Annotated in this window: 18 protein-coding genes; 6 read left to right on the forward strand and 12 right to left on the reverse strand. The window is 46.1% G+C overall.

Annotated elements, in window-relative coordinates; translation table 11 throughout:
- Positions 1-19 precede the first annotated feature (19 nt).
- From urtE to F890_RS16180, 7 genes are all read right to left on the reverse strand, one after another.
- Entirely contained in the window at positions 20-718 is a 699-nt protein-coding gene (gene urtE / locus F890_RS16150) for an urea ABC transporter ATP-binding subunit UrtE (protein WP_004729117.1), read from the reverse strand.
- 10 nt (positions 719-728) lie between these two features.
- The gene (gene urtD, locus F890_RS16155; RefSeq protein ID WP_005267691.1) at positions 729-1,547 is read right to left on the reverse strand and encodes an urea ABC transporter ATP-binding protein UrtD; all 819 of its coding nucleotides are present in this window, start codon (positions 1,545-1,547) and stop codon (positions 729-731) included.
- Positions 1,544-2,617: an urea ABC transporter permease subunit UrtC gene (urtC, locus tag F890_RS16160; protein WP_005245654.1), complete on the reverse strand. Its 1,074-nt coding sequence runs from the start codon at positions 2,615-2,617 to the stop codon at positions 1,544-1,546. The genes urtD and urtC overlap by 4 nt, the downstream gene beginning before the upstream one ends.
- A gap of 4 nt (positions 2,618-2,621) precedes the next feature.
- Positions 2,622-4,253, reverse strand: a complete 1,632-nt coding sequence (gene urtB, locus F890_RS16165; RefSeq protein WP_005267693.1) for an urea ABC transporter permease subunit UrtB — start codon at positions 4,251-4,253, stop codon at positions 2,622-2,624.
- Positions 4,254-4,348: 95 nt separating this feature from the next.
- The gene (gene urtA, locus F890_RS16170) at positions 4,349-5,629 is read right to left on the reverse strand and encodes an urea ABC transporter substrate-binding protein (RefSeq protein WP_005267694.1); all 1,281 of its coding nucleotides are present in this window, start codon (positions 5,627-5,629) and stop codon (positions 4,349-4,351) included.
- Between the two features lie 359 nt (positions 5,630-5,988).
- Entirely contained in the window at positions 5,989-7,869 is a 1,881-nt protein-coding gene (gene parE / locus F890_RS16175) for a DNA topoisomerase IV subunit B (RefSeq protein WP_005267696.1), read from the reverse strand.
- Position 7,870: 1 nt separating this feature from the next.
- A complete protein-coding gene (locus F890_RS16180) occupies positions 7,871-8,464 on the reverse strand; it encodes a YqiA/YcfP family alpha/beta fold hydrolase (RefSeq protein WP_005105323.1) in 594 nt (197 codons plus the stop codon).
- A gap of 246 nt (positions 8,465-8,710) precedes the next feature.
- Here F890_RS16180 and F890_RS16185 point away from each other — a divergent pair, with 246 nt between their 5' ends.
- A complete protein-coding gene (locus F890_RS16185; RefSeq protein WP_005267699.1) occupies positions 8,711-10,042 on the forward strand; it encodes a PGAP1-like alpha/beta domain-containing protein in 1,332 nt (443 codons plus the stop codon).
- 54 nt (positions 10,043-10,096) lie between these two features.
- Here F890_RS16185 and F890_RS16190 read toward each other — a convergent pair whose 3' ends face one another.
- Positions 10,097-10,624, reverse strand: coding sequence for a disulfide bond formation protein B (locus F890_RS16190; RefSeq protein WP_005267702.1), 528 nt, complete (start codon positions 10,622-10,624; stop codon positions 10,097-10,099).
- Between the two features lie 18 nt (positions 10,625-10,642).
- Positions 10,643-12,220 carry a glutamate--cysteine ligase gene (gene gshA, locus F890_RS16195; protein ID WP_005267704.1) on the reverse strand — a complete coding sequence of 526 codons (1,578 nt, stop codon included), beginning with the start codon at positions 12,218-12,220 and terminating at the stop codon, positions 10,643-10,645.
- Between the two features lie 211 nt (positions 12,221-12,431).
- Here gshA and F890_RS16200 point away from each other — a divergent pair, with 211 nt between their 5' ends.
- The 3 genes from F890_RS16200 to F890_RS16210 are packed head-to-tail and all read left to right on the forward strand — an operon-like array spanning position 12,432 to position 14,888.
- Positions 12,432-12,971 (forward strand): DUF924 family protein, encoded by a 540-nt coding sequence (locus F890_RS16200; protein ID WP_005267705.1) that lies wholly within the window; start codon positions 12,432-12,434, stop codon positions 12,969-12,971.
- Between the two features lie 52 nt (positions 12,972-13,023).
- Complete coding sequence (locus tag F890_RS16205; RefSeq protein ID WP_004647203.1) at positions 13,024-13,575, forward strand: CC0125/CC1285 family lipoprotein; 552 nt, start codon at positions 13,024-13,026, stop codon at positions 13,573-13,575.
- 11 nt (positions 13,576-13,586) lie between these two features.
- The gene (locus F890_RS16210) at positions 13,587-14,888 is read left to right on the forward strand and encodes a DUF445 domain-containing protein (protein ID WP_005267707.1); all 1,302 of its coding nucleotides are present in this window, start codon (positions 13,587-13,589) and stop codon (positions 14,886-14,888) included.
- Between the two features lie 88 nt (positions 14,889-14,976).
- Here F890_RS16210 and F890_RS16215 read toward each other — a convergent pair whose 3' ends face one another.
- A complete protein-coding gene (locus F890_RS16215; RefSeq protein ID WP_004647201.1) occupies positions 14,977-15,264 on the reverse strand; it encodes a DUF2798 domain-containing protein in 288 nt (95 codons plus the stop codon).
- Between the two features lie 259 nt (positions 15,265-15,523).
- Between F890_RS16215 and argS the strand changes: the two genes are divergently transcribed.
- Together argS and F890_RS16225 are read left to right on the forward strand one after the other, a co-directional pair.
- Positions 15,524-17,314, forward strand: a complete 1,791-nt coding sequence (argS, locus tag F890_RS16220; RefSeq protein WP_004281266.1) for an arginine--tRNA ligase — start codon at positions 15,524-15,526, stop codon at positions 17,312-17,314.
- A gap of 299 nt (positions 17,315-17,613) precedes the next feature.
- Complete coding sequence (locus F890_RS16225; RefSeq protein WP_004281265.1) at positions 17,614-18,231, forward strand: SPOR domain-containing protein; 618 nt, start codon at positions 17,614-17,616, stop codon at positions 18,229-18,231.
- 187 nt (positions 18,232-18,418) lie between these two features.
- Here F890_RS16225 and asd read toward each other — a convergent pair whose 3' ends face one another.
- Together asd and F890_RS16235 are read right to left on the reverse strand one after the other, a co-directional pair.
- Positions 18,419-19,270 (reverse strand): archaetidylserine decarboxylase, encoded by an 852-nt coding sequence (gene asd, locus F890_RS16230; RefSeq protein ID WP_004281264.1) that lies wholly within the window; start codon positions 19,268-19,270, stop codon positions 18,419-18,421.
- Entirely contained in the window at positions 19,267-20,115 is an 849-nt protein-coding gene (locus F890_RS16235) for a sulfurtransferase (protein ID WP_005094948.1), read from the reverse strand. Before F890_RS16235 ends, asd begins: the two co-directional genes overlap by 4 nt.
- Positions 20,116-20,189 lie beyond the last annotated feature (74 nt).

Here is a 20,189-nt window from a genome sequence, read left to right on the forward strand (position 1 = left end):
GGAGAAGGAGCTAAAAGCCTTAAATTGCCACCAACTCCCGAATGCCTTTCTCCGGCATTTCACTACCCACACCTTGCGCCACGACTTGGCCACGTGCCATTACGGTATATCCATCAGCAAGTTCTTCAGCAAAGTCATAAAACTGCTCAACCAGCACAATCGCCATCTCACCACCATCAGCAAGTTTACGAATCACCCGTCCAATGTCTTTAATAATGGATGGCTGAATACCTTCAGTCGGTTCATCCAAAATCAGCACACGCGGTTCAGAAGCAAGTGCTCGTGCAATGGCAAGCTGCTGCTGCTGACCACCAGACAAATCTCCGCCACGGCGATGCTTCATTTCATCCAACACAGGGAAAATTTCATAGAGATGCTCAGGCACTTTGCGTGTCTTTGCGCCTTTAAATTTCGCCATACCAATGAGGATGTTTTCCTCCACGGTTAAAGTTGAAAAAATATCTCGACCTTGGGGCACATAAGCCAGACCTGCACGGACACGCTGTTCAGGACTGAGTTTCGAAATGTCCTTGCCATCCAGCAAAATCTGTCCGGATTTAATCGGTAAAATACCCATCAGACATTTAAGGAGCGTGGTTTTCCCTACACCATTGCGCCCAAGCACCACCGAACACTCACCCACAGGTGCAGTCAACGACACATCACGTAAAATATGACTGCCACCATAAAATTGATTGACGTCTTTGACTTCTAACATCACGGTCTCCTTAACGTCCTAAATACTTTTCAATGACATCTTCATTGGCTTGTACTTCTGCCAATGTGCCTTCTGCTAAAATTGCGCCTTGCGCCAATACCGTGACTTTTTCACTAATGGTGTCGATAAAACTCATATCATGCTCGACCACAACGAGGGTGTGATTTTTCTTGAGTTCTAAACACAGCTCTGCCGTGCGTTCGGTTTCGGCATCAGTCATCCCTGCCACAGGCTCATCAAGCAAAATCAGTTTAGGGCGTTGCATCAGCAACATACCGATTTCTAACCATTGCTTTTGACCATGTGACAGCAAGCCAGCAGGTTTATTAATGAACTCTTGCAGACGAATTTGAGTGAGGGATTCATCCAAGGCATTTTGTGCATCCGGATCAAGCTTGCTAAAGAGGCTTTTTTTCACCCGTTTGTCTTTGGGTGCAGCAAGTAACAGATTTTCCATGACGGTGAAATTTTCAAACACGGTCGGTTTTTGGAACTTACGCCCAATGCCTGCTTCGGCAATTTGTTCAGTGCTCATTTTGGCTAAATCGTAGTTTTGCCCAAAAAATGCTGTGCCTTCGGTTGGTCGCGTTTTACCGGTAATCACATCCATGAGGGTGGTTTTACCTGCCCCGTTCGGCCCGATGATGCAGCGTAATTCCCCTTCTTCAATGTAGAGCGACAAATCATTTAAGGCACGAAAAGCATCAAACCAGACGCTGACTTTTTCTAAATACAGCGCAATACCGTGGGTAAAGTCCGCGCCTTGTTCTTTAGGACGACCATAGCCTTCAGTGGCATGACCACCATGCGGTTGCAGGATCTCGCTCATTCGCTACGCTCCTTTTTAAAACGGTCAAACAGACCAATAATGCCTTTTGGCAGGAAGATGGTCACTACAATAAATAACGTACCCAAAATCAACAGCCATGCTTCAGGATAAGCCGAAGTAAAATAGGTTTTTACTCCATTGATTAAGCCTGCCCCAATCAATGGACCAATCAGCGTGCCACGTCCACCCGCTGCCACCCAGACTGCCATTTCAATCGAGTTCACCGGGTTCATTTCACTTGGGTTAATAATGCCGGCTTGTGGCACATACAGTGCCCCTGCAATGCCTGCAATCACCGCAGATAGCACCCATGCCGAGAGCTTGTACCACAAGGTACGGTAGCCCAAATATTGCAGACGGTTTTCGCTGTCACGAATTGCACCGAGTACACGGCCATAAGGTTTATTCATTAAATGACGTAAACCAATAAAGCACAGCAACAATACCAAAGCGGTGATAAAGCACAAACTTGCCCGCATCGATGCCGAGGTAATGTCCAGGCCTAAAATGGTTTTAAAACCGGTAAAGCCGTTGTTGCCACCAAAGCCGGTTTCATTACGGAAGAAAAGTAATGCAGCGGCAAAAGTCATAGCTTGGGTAATAATCGAGAAATACACGCCTTTAATTTTGGAACGGAAGGCAAAGAAGCCGAAAATAAAGGCGATGATGCCCGGCACTAATACTACCAATACCAATGACCAAAGGAAGTATTCCGTACCGACCCAAAACCATGGCACTTCCGTCCAACTAAGGAAGCGCATAAAGTCAGGAATGCCATCCCCTGCAGACTGGCGCATTAAGTACATCCCAAAGGCATAACCGCCAAGGGCAAAGTACAAACCATGTCCTAAACTTAAAATTCCGGCATAGCCCCAAACTAAATCCAGTGCCAAAGCGACCAGAGCCAAACACATGATTTTGCCAATCAAGGTGACCCAATACGCAGATAAATGCAGGGTTGAATCGGCAGGTAACAGGTGTAACCATGGCAATGCCAATAAAATGGCAAAGCATACGGCAATCGCAATGCCACTATGCGGTTTGTCGGATAATAATTGTGTAATCTTCATGTGCTTACTCCACAAAACGGCCTTTGATGGCAAACAAACCTTGTGGACGTTTTTGAATAAACAAAATCACAAGCACCAAGAGAACAATTTTTGCCAGTACCGCACCAATGCCAATTTCCAAGGCGGTACCACTAATACCTAGACCAAGCGCTGCAAGGACTGCACCCCACACCTGACCTACACCACCGACAACCACCACCAAGAAGGCATCAATAATGTAGTTTTGCCCTAAATCCGGCCCGACGTTACCCACTTGTGCCAAAGCACAGCCCGCTAAACCGGCCAAACCTGAACCTAAACCAAAGGCCATCATGTCGATACGGCTTGAACGAATACCAACGGCTTGTGCCATTTGACGGTTTTGCGTCACCGCACGTACAAACAAACCAAAACGGGTTTTATTCAGCAGGTAAACCAATAGTAAAAGCACTGCAATGGTGAAGACAATAATCGCAATACGGTTATACGGCAGCATTAAACTTGGGGTAATGGAGATCCCGCCTGATAGCCACGAAATATTCGACACTTCGACATTTTGCGCACCAAAAGTCATGCGTACCAATTGCATCAAAATCAGGCTGACCCCAAAGGTTGCAAGCAAGGTTTCAAGTTGACGACCGTATAATGGACGAATCACGGTACGTTCAATCAACATACCGATCAGTCCACTCACCAAGAATGCCGCAGGAATCGCGGCGATTAAGTACCACTCGACATAGCTACCCAAATAGCTTTTAAACAGACTTTGCACCACATAAGTAGTATAGGCGCCAATCATAATGAGCTCACCATGCGCCATATTGATGACACCGAGCAAACCATAAGTAATGGCTAAACCGAGTGCTGCAAGCAGTAAAATACTCGCAGTACTCAGCCCTGAAAATAAATGCCCAGTCCATTCACTGGCTTGAATCCGGGTTTTAATACTGCTTTTCGCTTCAAGCAAAGCCGCTTTCAGCTCAGAATGGATATTCGGCTGTGTCAGCTCATTGTCGATCATCGCCAAGACATCGGGACGATTGGAGTCTTGCAAGGCTTTCGCCGCTTGAATTTTAACTAAGACATCTGCATCTTGATAATCCAGACGCGCTTTAAGCTGGGCCAAACGGGCTTTGACTTTGTTATTTTGTTCGTTCAAATACAGGGCATTGATGTGAGCAACATTCAGCTCTGCCAAGTTGCTTTCATAAATATCAATCGCTTCTAAACGCTCGGAAGCATCTTCAGATTTGAGTTTTCTTTGTGCCAAACCAAAGTTGAGCGCTTTACGCAAGGTATTCACCAAAGTCACTTGTGATAAGTCACTCGGCCAATCTGCAACGATGCCTAGACTCGGATAGCTGAGTAATTTTTCGTCCGATTCTAAAATATAGGTTTGACCATTAGCCCCACTATAAAGCTGCTCGTTTTCAACATATTCTGCAAGCTGATCTAACTGCTCAATACTGCCCGGCCATTGCTTCAGTAAAGCACGGCGCTGGGCAAAATCACCTTGCACAAATTGCTGGATTGCATCTTGTTGTATGACTGCATTCAATGCAGTGCGATTTGAGGATTGTTCTGCTGATACCAGTTGCACACAAATAACCTGTGCAAATACCAGAAAAATAGCGGCGATATTCACGCGAATATTCATTATATTCACCCCTATTAAATTGGAATTTCATCCATAAAGAGAAGGAAAAAAATTAAAAGAAACCTGCTGCTGATACAGCAGGCTATATATTGGTTTTATTTAGGAATATAGGTGCTCCATGGCTGTGCCTGAATGACTTGAGGCGTCTTATAGACCACATCAAATTGACCATCACCACGAATCTGACCAATCATGACTGGCTTGTGTAAGTGATGGTTGCTTGCATCCATTTTTAAGGTATAGCCTGATGGTGCTTTGAATTCCTGACCTGCCATCGCTTCACGGACTTTATCGACCTCTGTAGAACCTGCTTTTTCAACGGCTTGCTTCCACATGTTAATCCCGACATAGGTCGCTTCCATTGGATCATTGGTGACTAGCTTATCGACATTCGGTAATTTAAATTCAACCGCGTATTGCTTCATCTTTTTGGTGAATTCTGTATTGACCGGATTCTTCACTGACATGAAATAGTTCCATGACGCCAAATGACCGACCAATGGCTTGGTATCAATACCACGCAGTTCTTCTTCACCCACCGAAAATGCCATCACAGGAATATCAGAGGCTTTAATGCCCTGATTACCCAGTTCACGATAGAACGGCACATTCGAGTCGCCATTGATGGTTGAGATCACTGCGGTCTTTTTACCAGCTGCGAATTTTTTCACATTACCCACAATAGTTTGATAGTTGCTGTGACCAAATGGCGTGTACTCTTCCATGATGTCAGCATCGGCCACGCCTTTAGACTTTAAGAACGCACGTAAAATCTGGTTGGTGGTACGTGGGTACACATAGTCTGTACCGAGCAGGACAAAACGCTCAGCCTTGCCGCCCTCTTCGCTCATCAAGTATTCCACGGCTGGAATGGCTTGCTGGTTAGGCGCAGCACCGGTATAAAAAATATTTTTGGATTGTTCTTGGCCTTCGTACTGTACAGGATAGAACAATAAGCCATTCAGCTCTTCAACCACTGGCAATACCGATTTACGTGACACCGACGTCCATGCACCGAAAATTACCGCGACTTTGTCTTGGGTAATCAGCTGACGTGCTTGCTCTGCAAACAGCGGCCAGTCTGATGCTGGATCGACCACCACCGGTTCCAGTTTCTTACCCAGTACCCCACCATTATCATTGATTTCCTTAATCGCCATTAAGGCCGTGTCTTTCAGTGAAGTTTCAGAAATTGCCATCGTGCCTGACAAGGAATGCAGGATCCCGACTTTAATCGTATCGCCGCTATCTGCGACTTTGCTTTCTGTGGCCGGGGCTCCTGCTTTTTCAGCAGATTTTGAACACCCCGTTAATGCAACAGCCCCTGCCATGGTTGCGGCTAAAATACTTTTTGAAAATAAATTGCGTTGGAACATCAGATTTTTCTCCAAACTTTATAATGGTGCATTTTTCATGCTTGTCTTGTTGTACATCTGGATGGAGTGATTCAATTTCTGTGCCAAGGCTTCAAAAAATAAAAAAATTTACTTTAACCGATCTCATTATTTGTATTATGAATCATTGATTTAGTAATACTAAAAAGAATTAAACCTGTATTTAAATACTGTATCCGAGCTTAATTCTAAGTAGGTCGCGCAAAGAGCAATGAAAGCATGGCGGAAGTGAGATAGAAGATGATGTACAAATAAAGTGCAGTATTTTGAATAATTTTTGCACTGTTTTAAAACAAAAAATCCCGCAAGCGCGGGATTTTTTATTGCTTAAATTCGATAGTTTAAACCACCAAATCTGCCAGATTGCCTTTTTGCTCTAACCAGTCTTTACGGTCACTGGCACGTTTTTTTGCCAAGAGTTTATCCAATAAACCTGCAGTATGATGAGCATCATCTAAGTCCAGTTGCACCAGACGGCGCGTGTTTGGATCCAGTGTGGTTTCACGCAACTGGCTGGCATTCATCTCGCCCAGACCCTTGAATCGGGTAATTTGCGGATTCTTGGTTTTGCATTTTTTCAGGATGCTATTCAGTTCGTCTTCATCCAAAGCGTAATGCACATCTTTGTTGTCATCAATACGGAATAATGGTGGCATTGCGACATACAAATGCCCCTCTTCCACCAGAGTCGGAAAATGCTTCACAAATAAGGCACACAGCAAAGTCGCGATATGCAAACCATCCGAGTCGGCATCGGCCAGAATACAGACCTTGCCATAACGCAGTTCAGACAGGTCATCCGAACCCGGATCAACGCCAATGGCAATCGCAATATTGTGTACTTCCTGCGATGCTAGAACTTCGTCAGAAGAGACTTCCCAAGTATTCAGGATTTTTCCACGAATTGGCATAATCGCCTGGAAGTTCTTATCACGCGCCTGCTTGGCCGAACCACCCGCAGAATCCCCTTCCACAATAAACAGTTCTGACTGATCCAGATCATGGCCTACACAGTCCGACAGTTTCCCCGGCAAGGTTGGACCTGCCACAATCTTTTTACGTTCTACTTTTTTGGCCGCTTTTAAACGGCGACCGGCTTTAGAAATAGCCATTTCTGCCAGTTGCATGGCAATGTCAGAATTCTGGTTCAACCACAGTGCAAAGGCATCTTTGGCAATATTCTGCACAATCCCTGCTGCTTCACGGCTCGACAGACGTTCTTTGGTCTGTCCGGAGAATTGGGGCTCCTGGAATTTCAGCGACAGGATATAATTGACGCCGTCCCAGACATCTTCGGCAGAGAGTTTCATATTCCGCGGCAGCAAATTACGCAATTCACAGAACTCGCGCATCGCATCAGTCACGCCTGAACGCAAACCATTCACATGGGTTCCACCTTGTGCGGTCGGAATCAGGTTGACATAGGATTCCTGAATGCTATCGCCGCCTTCTACATTCCAGCAAATCGCAAACTCGGCACTGGCACGCTCAGCGTCACCTGTTGCAACAAAAGCCGGTGCAGGAATGATTTCACGATCCTCAAGCTCATCCATCAAATAGTCGACCAGACCATTTTCAAACTGCCAGGTGATCTTTTCGTCATTGATCTGGTCAATATAATTGATCTGTAAGCCCGCAGCCAAAACCGCTTTGGCTTTGAGATTATGCTTTAACGCTTTTAAGGCAAATTTAGGCGAATCAAAATATTTGGCTTCAGGCCAGAATTGTACCGTAGTTCCTGATACCCGTTTCGGTGCCTTACCTGCCAGCACTTCAAGCGGTGCAACCGGTTCGCCATTTTCAAAGGCCATTTTATACAGATTGCCCTGACGCTGAACTTCAACCTCTACCCGGGTCGAAAGCGCATTGACCACTGAAATCCCGACGCCATGCAAACCACCGGAAAACTGGTAGTTATCGGTGCTGAACTTACCGCCGGCATGCAGTTTGGTCATGATAATTTCAATACCGCTCTGGCCGTATTCAGGGTGAATATCCACCGGCATCCCACGGCCATTGTCTTCGACTGATAAAGAACCATCTTTATAGACCGTGACGGTAATCTTGTTGGCATGTCCTGCCAGTGCCTCATCGACAGCATTATCAATCACTTCCTGTGCCAAATGGTTGGGACGAGAAGTATCGGTATACATGCCCGGACGACGACGGACCGGATCCAGACCAGATAAAACTTCAAGAGATTGAGCCGTATATTGAGACACGTTATTCGGTTTCCTTTTTTATGCAGTCCAATAAAAACTGTAAGACGAACGGAATTTTTTCCGCAAAATCATCCATCCCGTGACTGCCATGCGCTTCAGTCATCAGTATTGCAGGGGGATGCGCAGCACTATAATAACGATGTGCTTCACGATAATCCAAAACTTCATCGCCTTGTTGCAGCAGAACCAGTATTTTGTCTGCATCTTGTGCAACCGGCAGGGCCAATTGCTGGAGTTGTACCAGATCTGCTTCATCCAGACACCATTTCGGATGAACCTGATAAGGCAGTTGCTCATCAAATAGTTCACGAAACAGTTGCCATGGTCGCATTGCCGGATTGATCAGTACAGCAGGCACAGCATGCTGTGCGACCAGATGTGTCGCATAAAATCCGCCGAGACTGCTGCCCAGTAACGCCACATCATGCATCGATTCAATCAGGCCAGAAACATACGCAATGGCAGCCTTCGGTGACATGTTTAAATCGGGTAAATGTACCTGAATTTCAGGATACTTTGCACAGTAATGTTGCAGCAATTTCCCCTTGATCGAGTTCGAATTACTCTTAAAACCATGCAAATAAATGATATTCATGAACTACCAACAAAAAACCCATCAATCATCAAAATTTAATTTAAATAATGTGAAGTACACTACGTTATAAGACCAGTTAATTGCTTAAATTGTCTGACAAAAAAGCTCAAAATCTTCTCTCATTCTCGTTATTTTAAGCTGAGGCCCTCAAAATCAGGAAACTCAACAAGAAAAAGAATTTATACCGCGAAGTTCTTTAAAAAGAAAGATGGCACCACATGCGGCTCATTGAAAGGACAGGATCAGATGCCAAGTTTGACACCGTTACATGAAACCTATTGTCGATGGGATCGGACCCCGCCGAGTCAGGCCGATGTACTGGAAGGTCTGGCGCAGCTGGTGACTATGCGCTTTAACGATGTGATCCAGGAACTGGTCAAGAGTATTCAACGCGAAATCTTAATGAGTATTTTCGGTTTAAGTGAAAATAATTCAGAAAAGATTCAGAATATTCCTTCAATCGTGCGGCTCTATCAGATGTCTTATGACATGCTGTTTCATTATGGCAATACCCTGATTGCCCCTGCTTTGCGCCAGATTATTGAACGCTTTCCTAAACTGCACAATAAACCGCTGACACCTTCCTTGCATTTTCTGGTCAGTGTCTTAAATGGCATTATCGGGGATTATCTGCTGAAATATCAAAACCCTCTAGCCCTGCCGATGGTGATCTATGACCATTATGGCTCGCTGCAAAAAGGTGAGCTAAGCGGTCGTATCACTTTGTTTGTACATGGCTTATGCATGAACCATTTAGACTGGTCAAATCGCAAATATGAAGGCATTGGGGCAAAATTACTGGCGCAGCGCGACCGCAATACCATGCTCTACCTGAATTACAATACTGGACGCCGGATTTCTGCCAATGGTCGCAGTCTGGCGAATACCTTACAGGATCTGGTTGTTCGCAATCCTAGAATTACCAGTATTGACCTGATCGGGCATAGCATGGGTGGTCTGGTCTCTCGTAGTGCGCTGTTTTATGGCAAGCAGAATGTCTATAGCTGGGTCAATATGGTGGAAAATCTGGTTTGTCTGGGCTCACCGCATCATGGTGCAGTACTGGAACGTTTTGGCTTTAGCTTGCAGGACAAACTTGGACATTTTCCACTGATCCGGCTGCTTGGCCATCTGGTCAATATTCGCAGTAACGGTATTCTGGATTTGCGCCATGGCAGCGTCCGGGATGATGACTGGGAGCATAATCCACTTCGGATCGGCTTTATGGATGATCACCGTAAACCTGCCCCGATTCCCTCTCATATCGACACCTACCTGGTTGCCGGCACCATCGAGTTTGAAAACCGCAAGAACAAGACCTTGCATGTGATTGGCGATTATCTGGTCAGTATTAAAAGTGCTTTGGGCGAGCATCCCAATCCGCGCTTTCAGCTCAAAGTCCCGGATGCAAACAAGGCGATTTTCTATGGCCTGAACCATTTTGAAATTCAGTATCATCCGCTGGTGGCCGAGCAGGTGGCGCGCTGGTTCTATCCAAGTGTAGAAGATGAAGCCTTTGATCAGATTCATGAATATGTGATGGATCTGGACAGTCTGGAAGGCATTGCCCTGACCTAAACTCAAGCAAAATAAAAAAGCCCTCAATTGAGGGCTTTTTTATTAAATACGGAATTAATATTTATCTCTGAGTCGTTTAACCGGTGCCTTTTTATATTTACGCAGCAGTTGCCATAAACTGACCAGCAATAAAATACTAAAGAAGATCAAAGACCAGACAGGTAAGGATTGACCCAAGAAAGTCCAGTCAATCGCAGCACATTCACCCGAACCATTCAGCACCTGTTGCAGTACAGACTGCATCGGCAGGGTTTCCAGCCAGTATTCCAGACCGGGACCACAGCTCGGCACCTGATCCGGTGGCAGGTTCTGTAACCAGACATGACGCGCAGCCACGCCCACAGACCACAAAATACTGAGCGAACCCAGCAAGGCATACAGCCGCTTCATGAGATTAGATGCGGGATTATGCAGGAATGCGATCAGTGAGATGATCCCGAGTCCGATTAATCCAACACGCTGAAACACACAGAGCGGACAAGGCGCCAGACCTTGTACATGCTCAAGATATAAGGCAAATGCCATGCCGATGACAGCAGCCAGAAACAACATACCACTCACGAAGCGATAACCCCATTGCATGGTGAATCCTCTTATTTTTTATCGATATTGGGCTAAATAATCAGCAAAACTGACGCTGCTATCTTGCTCGAGTTGCTGTTGCTGCTGCAATGACTTTTGTGACATTTCTTCAAAATAAGCCAGTGTTTCCGGACTGAGCTGATGTTCCTCATAGACACTGCTATGTTGCTGGGCCAGATGTTGGCCAAAATGCCACATACCGCCCTGTTCACGTGTATCACCCACCACCAAGGCAGACAAGGTGGCATCCACTTCATCGACCCGGATCATCATGGTTTTTAATGCATCGGTATAGAGAGTACTGTCATAGGCCGAATTTAACAGCTTGGCCAAGGGGTGCATGCGTTGCAAATGCATGGCACACCAGTCTTCAATCGGATAAGACTGGCCATTTTCCATAATTGCGGCATTTGGCGCACGACCACGGTTCACTACTTCGGCCTGATTCTGTTCAATAATATCCTGTTCATTGCTGAGGAGCGCCGGACTGTCCTGCAATAAACAGTACAAGGCTACGACTTCGAGGAAGCCGGCCGTATCTTCATTAATGCCAATCGGGCTGTATGGATTGACATCGACTGCACGCAGCTCGACATAGGCAATCCCACGATTTTCCAGTGCCTGTGACGGCGTTTCACCTGCAAGCGGCACCTGTTTCGGGCGCACTAAGCTGTAATATTCATTTTCGATTTGCAGCACATGATCATTGATCTGGATCGGCTGGCCATTGGAATCATCTAATCCCAAACGACTAAACGGTTTATAGGGCGTTTTGACCGCTTTTTGCAGTCCGTCCAGATAGTCCTGCAAATTATTGTAGTGAATACCGAGCTGTTTCTGTGCAGAGTTTTGATAGCCAAAACGTCCCATACGTAGCGCAGTCGCATAAGGCGAATACAAGGTGCCTTTGACCAATGGCAGCAAGAAATGATCACGGCCAGTCATAAAGCACTGGCAGACCGCCGGACTGGCCCCGATCAGGAACATCACCAGTGGGGTCAGACGAATAAAGTTACGGATCAGGCCCATATAGCGATGACTGCGATAATCCTGCAAGCTCAATGCTTGCAGCGCCTCGTCCTGTTCCTGCTGTTGCAAGGCCTCGAACAGATGATCCGGGAAAGACAGGTTGTAATGCACACCTGAAATCGTCTGCATACGGCGGCCATAACGCACACCTAGACCATGACGATACAAGGTTTTAAATAAACCGATATTCGAGCTGCCATACTGTGCCAGCGGAATACTGTCATCGCGGCTGTCCAGCATACACGGCATCGACAAAGGCCAGAGCTTTTCATCATTTTCCAGATGGCGATGTACAATTGCATGAATATCGCTGAGATAGTCCAGCGCCTTTTTAATACTGTCTTGTGGCGGAGTAATAAACTCCATCAATGCTTCAGAATAGTCCGTGGTGATATGTGGATGAGTCAAGGCTGAACCCAAGGCACGAGGATGCGCTGCCTGTGACAGGAAACCATCACTTTGCATACGTAAGCTTTCACGCTCGATACCACGCAGCATGCCTTTGATGAGTGACGACTCGACCCAGGTCGGTAACACATTTTGGGAAGTCGATTCAGGTTGACTCATTACAATCTCGCTTAAGGGGGCTAAATTATTAAATTAAAATCATCGGTTTAATCAGTATAACGTGATTTCGTGCCGGCACATGACAGGCTGCCTAGTTTTCAGGCAAACTATTGATTTTTAATTTGGCAAATTTTTAACACAAACTTCCTCTATAAGACATGGAAAATTTGTGATTTTATTAACAAATAGATGCTAATGAATTGTAAATATTATGAATTATCAAGATATTTTAGACTTCTGGTTTCATGCGGACAGCCAGCCCTTATGGTTTAGCCAAAGTCATGAATTCGACCAAAGTATTGCGCAGCAGTTCATGAGCACCCATCAGCAGGCAGCCCGGGCTGAACTTTGGGGCTGGCGTAAAACCGCAGAAGGTCGGCTGGCCGAAATTATTGTGCTAGATCAATTTTCACGAAATTTATTCCGTGATTCTCCCCAAGCTTTTGCCCAAGACAGTCTGGCACTGGCCTTGGCTCAGGAAACCATCAGCCTGAATCTAGATCAACAGCTCAGTCCGGAACAGCGTGCCTTTCTGTATATGCCATTTATGCACAGCGAATCCAAACTGATTCATGAATTCGCCTTAAAAATGTTTCAGCGTCTGGGCAATCCGACCAATCTGGAATTCGAGAAAAAGCATAAAGTCATTATTGACCGCTTTGGACGTTACCCGCACCGAAACCAGATTCTGGGTCGTGAATCGACCGATGAAGAACTTACTTTCCTGACCCAGCCCGATAGCAGTTTTTAAGATTTTTTAAGACCGGCTGTCTGAACTGGATCATTGCATCAGGAGATCGAACATGAAAAACATGCTACTGGGATTGAGTATGATTGCTGCCATCAGCCTGACTGGCTGTGCAACCACACCCTCAAAGCCCTTAACATTTGATCAGTTAGGTCGCTACAGTACCACTCCCCTCAATAGCAACACTTACCGTATCAGCTTTCAGGCCCGTCCCAATATGAGCTTTGGCACAGCTGAAGAAATTACCCTGCTCAAAGCCGCACAGACTACCGTACAAAATGGTTTTCAATTCTTCAGGGTACTGAATGATCCAAGTAACCGCACCCAGCAACCTCCACGGCAAGCCATCGTCTATCCGGCGCCAAGCTTTTATCCTTACGGGTATTACCGCCGATATCCGGGATTCTGGCCAGACCCATTCTATGACCGTCCTTATACCGTGACTCTGGATCCTGCCCAGGTGGCTTATACCATTGAATGCTTCAAGGCCAATCAGGCGCCTCAAGATGCCTTTGATGCCCGCTTGATTTTACAGTCACTTGGGGCTAAATATGGTTTAAGTCCATCCGGTGCAGTGCTGCAACCGCAACCGGCCAATCCCTCCTGACAGGATGATCTATGCAGACAGAGCGTATCTCCCCGAGCTTACAACGCAGTAAACGTTTCGCGACCATCGCCTTGGTGGTCGCCGTACTGATCTGGTTGGCACTGATGGTGGCAGCCAAACTGCTACCTGAATATGTCTGGCTCATTCATATTCTGATGCTCTCGGCAGAAGCGGGTGTGGTCGGTGGACTGGCGGACTGGTATGCGATTACCGTGCTGTTTCGTAACCCTTTTGGCAGATTGCCCATTCCCAAGTTTTTACGCGACCATACCGAAATCATTCCACGTAATAAGGCTCGTATTGCAGAGTCGATGGGCCGTTTTGTGCAGGAAAATTTTCTTTCTCCGCAAATTGTACAACGCAGTCTGGACAGTACAGACCTGAGTCTGGCTGCAGGACGCTGGCTGGCCAATCCACAAAATAATGCCCAAGTGACTCAGGTCATTCAGCAAACGGTTCCTAAAATCTTTGAATTTGTCGGACAGGAACAGATTGCCGGCTTTATCCAAAGCAACAGCGTGCAATGGGTCAAAAATACCCAGATCAATACTCTGGCCAGCGAAATGCTGCATGCCGTTCTGGACAATGATTTCCATCAGGATGTGCTACAGCGCGGACTGGATGTGGTGCATGCCTGGATGACCTCGCATCCGGAACAAACCCGCGAGCTGACCCGTAACCTGTTTAAGGAAATGGGCGTGTGGAAACTGGCCAAAGGCGCCAGCTGGATCGGGATTGACGTGCAGCAACGCAGTATTGATTCCGTGATCGGGCGCGTTGAAGCCATGCTGGCCGATCCAGATCATCCGTGGCGACTTAAAATTGAGAGCATGGGACATAGCTGGATGTTGCAGCTGGCAGATAATGACAGTGAAGCCAGCCAGCGTCTGAATGAAACCAAAGATGCCTTACTGGATAGTCCACAGGTACTGAATTTTATCAGCGGTGCCGTGGTGATTTTATGTGATGCAATCAAGGCAGACTTGCAAAAACCTGATTCGGGTATTGCGGAAAATCTCAGAATTGCCATTCAACAGGTCGGAGAAAATATCATCTCGAATGCTTCGGTTCGTGAGCTGCTGAATAAACGTTTGAGCTCTATCGCGGTTGACCTGAGTGACCAGTACAGTGAAAAAGTGATTCGCTTTATCAGCGAGCGCATTCACGAATGGGATTCAAGCGAGATGATCGACAAGATTGAAAATGAAGTCGGCGGCGACCTGCATATGATCCGGGTCAATGGGGTCGTGGTCGGTGCCTGTATCGGTCTGGTGCTCGGGATCATCCGGGCGGCGGTGGAGCATTTAATTTAAAAATGATGCTATTCGCCCCATATAGCCCGACTTTTAAAATGCTCAAGAATTGACTCCAGCCAGATCAAATTTAAGATTTAAAAAATGATCATTTGGGTGGCTGAGGTCCGGACATATCGACCAACAGCCCAGTGAATTTGCGTACGAATGGCAATAAGGTCACCACAATCGGAAAAGCAATCGCCCAGGAAATCATCCAGTTATGAAACCAGAGTGCCATAAATCCATCAATCCAGCCAAGATTACGCAGCATATTGATCATGGAAATAATGCCACTCATCAGGCAGGACAGGATAAAAGGCACAATAATCAATGCCCATTTTGCAGGGAGTTTAGGAATATGACCGATAATGGTCGGACGTTGTGATGCAGCCACGACATGCTCTTTTTACTGTTTTCAGATGACTAATATAAGCCAAATTCTGTAGGGTGAAGCATTGTTTTTTTCATCTGAAATGTTGAGCTGAAAACTGGTGTTATTTTCACGGGATTAATCCGTTGATTTTCCCTTTCTTTAGTCAAAAACTTCTGACGAAGTGATCCTCTACTTTTTATTCCCTAGAAATGCTTTTACCTAAACAGCCTGAAATTTGCTATATTTGCTGTTTTTCTGCGATCTCTATTTTCGACTGATTATGAATACGGCAATACAAGCAGCTCTCGATCATGCAGTGCACACTTTACAGGCACAAGGCGTACTCCCATCTGACTGGAACAATACAAGTAATTTGACGCGTACCAAAGACCGAAGCCATGGTGACTTTGCGTCGAATATTGCCATGATCGCGTCGAAAGCTGCGGGTATGAAGCCACGTGATTTAGCGGAAAAAATTCTTGCTGCCCTGCCTGAAGTGGCGGATATCAGCAAGGCAGAAATTGCCGGTCCTGGTTTTATTAACTTCTTCCTGAATGCTGACCAGCGCTTTGCAGTCCTTGATCAAATTCAGGCACAACAGGCGACTTATGGTCGTACCCAGGTCAATGCGGATAAACGTATTCAGGTTGAATTCGTTTCTGCCAACCCAACCTCTAGCCTGCACGTAGGTCATGGTCGTGGTGCTGCGTATGGCATGACGGTTGCGAACTTGCTTGAAGCGACCGGTGCAAAAGTCGATCGCGAATACTATGTCAATGATGCTGGCCGTCAAATGGACATTCTGGCGACTTCGACTTATCTGCGCTACTTAGAATTAACGGGTCAGGAACTGGTATTCCCGAAAAATGCCTACCAGGGTGACTACGTAAAAGAAATTGCACAAAGCATTATTGACCAGGATGGCGATGCTTATGTCCGTCCTGTGGCCGACGTGTATAAAGATGTGCCTGAAGATGTACAGTTTGCAGCCGAATTAGATGCTGATGGCAATAAAGTCGTATTGTCTGGCGATAAAGAAAAACACATCGATGGTTTGATCTTTAACTCACAAGCGTTAATTGGCACAGGCTACCGCGTATTCTTGCAAGCCGCGCTTAAAGCGATTCTGGATGATATTAAAGATGACCTGGGCGAGTTTGGTGTAACCTTCAATCAATGGTTCAGCGAAGAATCATTGACAGACAAAATTGAAGAAGCCTTACAGACCTTAGATCAGCGTGGTTTCCTGTATGAACTGGATGGCAACATCTGGTTCAAATCCACTGCATTCGGTGATGAAAAAGACCGTGTCGTGAAACGTCGTAATGGTCAGACCACTTACTTCGCGTCTGACATCGCTTACCACCTGAACAAGTTACAACGTGGCTATACCGATATCATCGATATCTGGGGTTCAGATCACCACGGTTATATCGCACGTGTAAAAGCGGCCATTGATGCGCTGGGCTATGACTCGAAAAAATTAACGGTTCTTCTGGTTCAGTTCGTGAGCCTATGGCGTGGCGGCGAGATGGTACAAATGTCATCCCGTTCAGGCCAGTTTGTGACCTTGCGTGATCTGCGTAAAGAAGTTGGCAATGATGCTGCACGTTTTTACTACGTAATGCGTAAGTCTGAACAGCACATTGATTTTGACCTGGATCTTGCTGTGTCACAAAGCAAGGACAATGCAGTGTATTACATCCAGTATGCACACGCTCGTATCTGTCGTATGTTAGAAAAAGCAGCGTCTACCAATGTCAACTTTGATGCTACAGCAGCACGTAATTTGGCGGCTAAGCTGGAGCTTGATGCTGAAACTGAAATCCTGGCCAAACTAGCGGCCTATCCGGAAATTCTGGTCCGTGCTGCAAACAGCTATGAACCACATCAAATCGGTAATTACCTGAAAGAGCTGGCAGCCTTGTTCCACGGCTGGTACAACGACAATAAAGTACTCGGTGATGATGCTGAATTGACCCAAGCACGCTTATTGTTATCAGTGAACGTGCGTCAGGTACTGCGTAACGGTTTAGAACTTTTAGGTGTGTCAGCTCCTGAATCAATGTAAAGCACTGCTTTTACATTGATGCAAGAAGGTAAATAGTCAAAGCACTGCTTTTACATTGATGCAAGACAAGAGCTAGGCTCGAAGCGAGCATGTAAGCAAAACACTGCCGTTTATCTGCTGAGCAGACATTTTGTAACTTCAGCTATGTGCTTGAAGATACAGATAAATTAAAATTCTGTGTGATTTGTGATCTAGAGGATGACTTTTGTATCCTGATCACATAGGATGAAGTGATAGTAGGGGCATAACTGCTGTTATGCCTTTTCTATATGTCCCGATTAATAAGAGGAAAATCCCAAGTGTTTGGAAAAACGCAGCGCGGTGTATCTGAAAGACCGAATAAGCCTAAAAAGCCACTTATTCCAACCTGGCTCGGCACACTCGTGATCATTTTAATCGTGTTAAGTTTTTTAATGGCACTGATGCTCTGGAAGCCATGGGAACCGGTCAAACCGAAAACTCAAACAAGTGCTGAATCTGTCCAAGAAGAAGATACCAATAAAGATTACCGTTTTTATGACCTGTTACCACAGCAACAAGTGACGCCTATTCCTGAACAGGCCGTCCCTGAAAACAAAAATCAGGATACGGTAGTAATTGTAGAAGCGCCTCGACCTGAAGTAGCTCCACCTGAGGCGACCACAACTGAGCCTGGCTTAGAAGCCAGTGAAGCGCCTGTTGCCGCTCCGGCCAGTTATATTCTGCAAGTCCGCAGCTTTGATGACCCGGATCAGGCCGATGCCCGCCGTGCTGAAATTATTCTCAATGGTTTATCTGCCGATGTGGTACGCAGTGTAGAAAATGGCAAAGTCTGGTATCGCGTGGTTTCAGGCCCTTATGATTCTGCAGAAGCCGCGATTATCGCACAGCAAACCTTGCAGAATAGCGGGATCGATTCCATCGTCGTGAAACGATAAATTTCTAGAAATAAAAAAAAGCGCCTGAGGGTGCTTTTTTTTTATTTGGATCTCTCTCTAACCGTGTCCTTAATAGGAGAGGAAATCCCCCTTTTTTAAAGGGGGACTGAGGGGGATTTTTATTTATTCTAAACGAGAAAATATTTAATCCCTCCAACCTCCCTTTAATAAAGGGAGGGTAAAATCTTTAAACTGTATGCCCCAGCGCTTCACCCATATTCACCAAAGAATTGGCCTTGAATACGGCATCCCACTGCATTTTATTTTCTTCGAATAAAATCACTGCTGTTGAACCGAGGTAGAAACGACCCAGTTCTGCCCCTTTTTCCAGGAACAGATCATGCTGATTAAGTTCGATCCGGCCTGAAGGCTTCACTTTGCCGGTTGCCACGGTTTCAATACCCGCCACAATCATCGCACCGACCAATACCACCGCCATACGGCCGATTTCAGTATCAAACAGACAGACCATACGTTCATTGCGTGCAAACAGGCCCGGAATATTTTCTGCGGTCACCTGATTGACCGAGAATAGCTCGCCCGGTACATATAACGTTTCAGTCAAGGTGCCAGCAAATGGCATATGCACCCGATGATAATCACGTGGCGACAAATATACGGTCGCAAATTCACCGTTTTTGAATGGCTCGGCCAGTTGCGGATCAGCAATCAGTGCTTCAACGGTAAATTTCTGGCCTTTGGCCTGAAACACATCGCCATTTTCAATTTTACCTAGCTGGGAAATCGCACCATCTGCAGGCGAAACAATGCTCGTAGCATCTGGATCAACCGCACGGATACCTTCTTTTAGGGCGCGGGTAAAAAATTCATTAAATGACTTGAATTTCAGGGCATTGGCCTGTTCAGCAATCGACATATCAATGCCATACTGCGCCTTAAAGGCAGTAATTGCAGCAGTTTTGATAATCGGGTTTTCGCTGGCGGCAATTTTACCCACCACCCGAGACAAGCGATGTTGCGGTACTAATCGTTGAGCTTTAATAAAAAACTGTTGTTTTAAACGTGATGTGATGCTCAAGATGGCAGCTCCCCTGTAGCGATTGGACTATCGAGGCGGTTGCCCCATTCACTCCACGCACCATCATAGGCTCGAATTTTCCAGCCCAGTAAACGACCCAGAATATAGGCCAAACCTGAGCGGTGATGGGACTGGCAGTACACCACAACGGGTTGATTCAAATCAAAGCCCAGTTGTTCCAGACGCTGCTGAGTACGTGGTAAAGGCTGTAATTTTAAATGATTTTCGCGATTAAGGGCAGTACTCCATTCAAAATGACGTGCTCCCGGAATGTGACCGCCGCGTCGAGCCGCTAAACGTAGGCCAGTATATTCATCTTGCGTGCGGCAATCCCAAATTTGAACCTGTTGATTTTCAACCTGTTGGCGCAGTTCATCATAGCCAATCTGAAAATTCGCCTGATGCTCGAGATTAACCTGCAATACGTTCTTCACTGGTGCAAACTGCTCCTGACTGGAAGAAGTCGGCAAACCAGCACCGAGCCAGGCATGAATCCCGCCATTCAACAGACTGGTATTTTCAAAACCCAGACAATGTAGGTTCCAGAGCAAACGCCCTGCCCATGCCCCGCCCTCATCATCATAAGCCACCACATGATGCTCAGGAGAAATATTCAGATAATCAATGAGAGCCTGCAAGCCTTCGGTATCCGGTAACAGTCCCATCGCCGTTTCTTCCTGACGCACCAGAAGTTTAGGCTTTAAATGCAAGGCATGCGGAATATGCAGCTGCTCATACACAGAGGCACGGCTCAGGTCGACAATACGAAGTTTTTCATGGCCCAAATAGGGAACTAAATCTTCTGCCTCAATCAGCAGGCCAAAATTAAAAGCTGCAGCGGTCATCGTTATCATGGCTATTATTGGTCAAATCCTGTTGATCTTAGCACAGCTGGTTTTTACACTGATGTGCTTTCTTT

Origin of the sequence: Acinetobacter sp. CIP 64.7 (assembly GCF_000369745.1) — a bacterium.
GTDB classification, from domain to species: Bacteria; Pseudomonadota; Gammaproteobacteria; order Pseudomonadales; family Moraxellaceae; genus Acinetobacter; species Acinetobacter fasciculus.

Excerpts from the sequence above, each read along its gene's own strand:
- F890_RS16180 (WP_005105323.1), bottom strand. The coding sequence starts at position 8,464 with ATGAATATCATTTATTTGCATGGTTTTAAGAGTAATTCGAACTCGATC.
- F890_RS16205 (WP_004647203.1), top strand. The coding sequence starts at position 13,024 with ATGAAAAACATGCTACTGGGATTGAGTATGATTGCTGCCATCAGCCTG.
- urtC (WP_005245654.1), bottom strand. The coding sequence starts at position 2,617 with ATGAAGATTACACAATTATTATCCGACAAACCGCATAGTGGCATTGCG.
- urtB (WP_005267693.1), bottom strand. The coding sequence starts at position 4,253 with ATGAATATTCGCGTGAATATCGCCGCTATTTTTCTGGTATTTGCACAG.
- F890_RS16185 (WP_005267699.1), top strand. The coding sequence starts at position 8,711 with ATGCCAAGTTTGACACCGTTACATGAAACCTATTGTCGATGGGATCGG.
- urtE (WP_004729117.1), bottom strand. The coding sequence starts at position 718 with ATGTTAGAAGTCAAAGACGTCAATCAATTTTATGGTGGCAGTCATATT.
- urtA (WP_005267694.1), bottom strand. The coding sequence starts at position 5,629 with ATGTTCCAACGCAATTTATTTTCAAAAAGTATTTTAGCCGCAACCATG.
- F890_RS16235 (WP_005094948.1), bottom strand. The coding sequence starts at position 20,115 with ATGACCGCTGCAGCTTTTAATTTTGGCCTGCTGATTGAGGCAGAAGAT.
- gshA (WP_005267704.1), bottom strand. The coding sequence starts at position 12,220 with ATGAGTCAACCTGAATCGACTTCCCAAAATGTGTTACCGACCTGGGTC.
- urtD (WP_005267691.1), bottom strand. The coding sequence starts at position 1,547 with ATGAGCGAGATCCTGCAACCGCATGGTGGTCATGCCACTGAAGGCTAT.
- argS (WP_004281266.1), top strand. The coding sequence starts at position 15,524 with ATGAATACGGCAATACAAGCAGCTCTCGATCATGCAGTGCACACTTTA.
- F890_RS16190 (WP_005267702.1), bottom strand. The coding sequence starts at position 10,624 with ATGCAATGGGGTTATCGCTTCGTGAGTGGTATGTTGTTTCTGGCTGCT.
- F890_RS16210 (WP_005267707.1), top strand. The coding sequence starts at position 13,587 with ATGCAGACAGAGCGTATCTCCCCGAGCTTACAACGCAGTAAACGTTTC.
- F890_RS16200 (WP_005267705.1), top strand. The coding sequence starts at position 12,432 with ATGAATTATCAAGATATTTTAGACTTCTGGTTTCATGCGGACAGCCAG.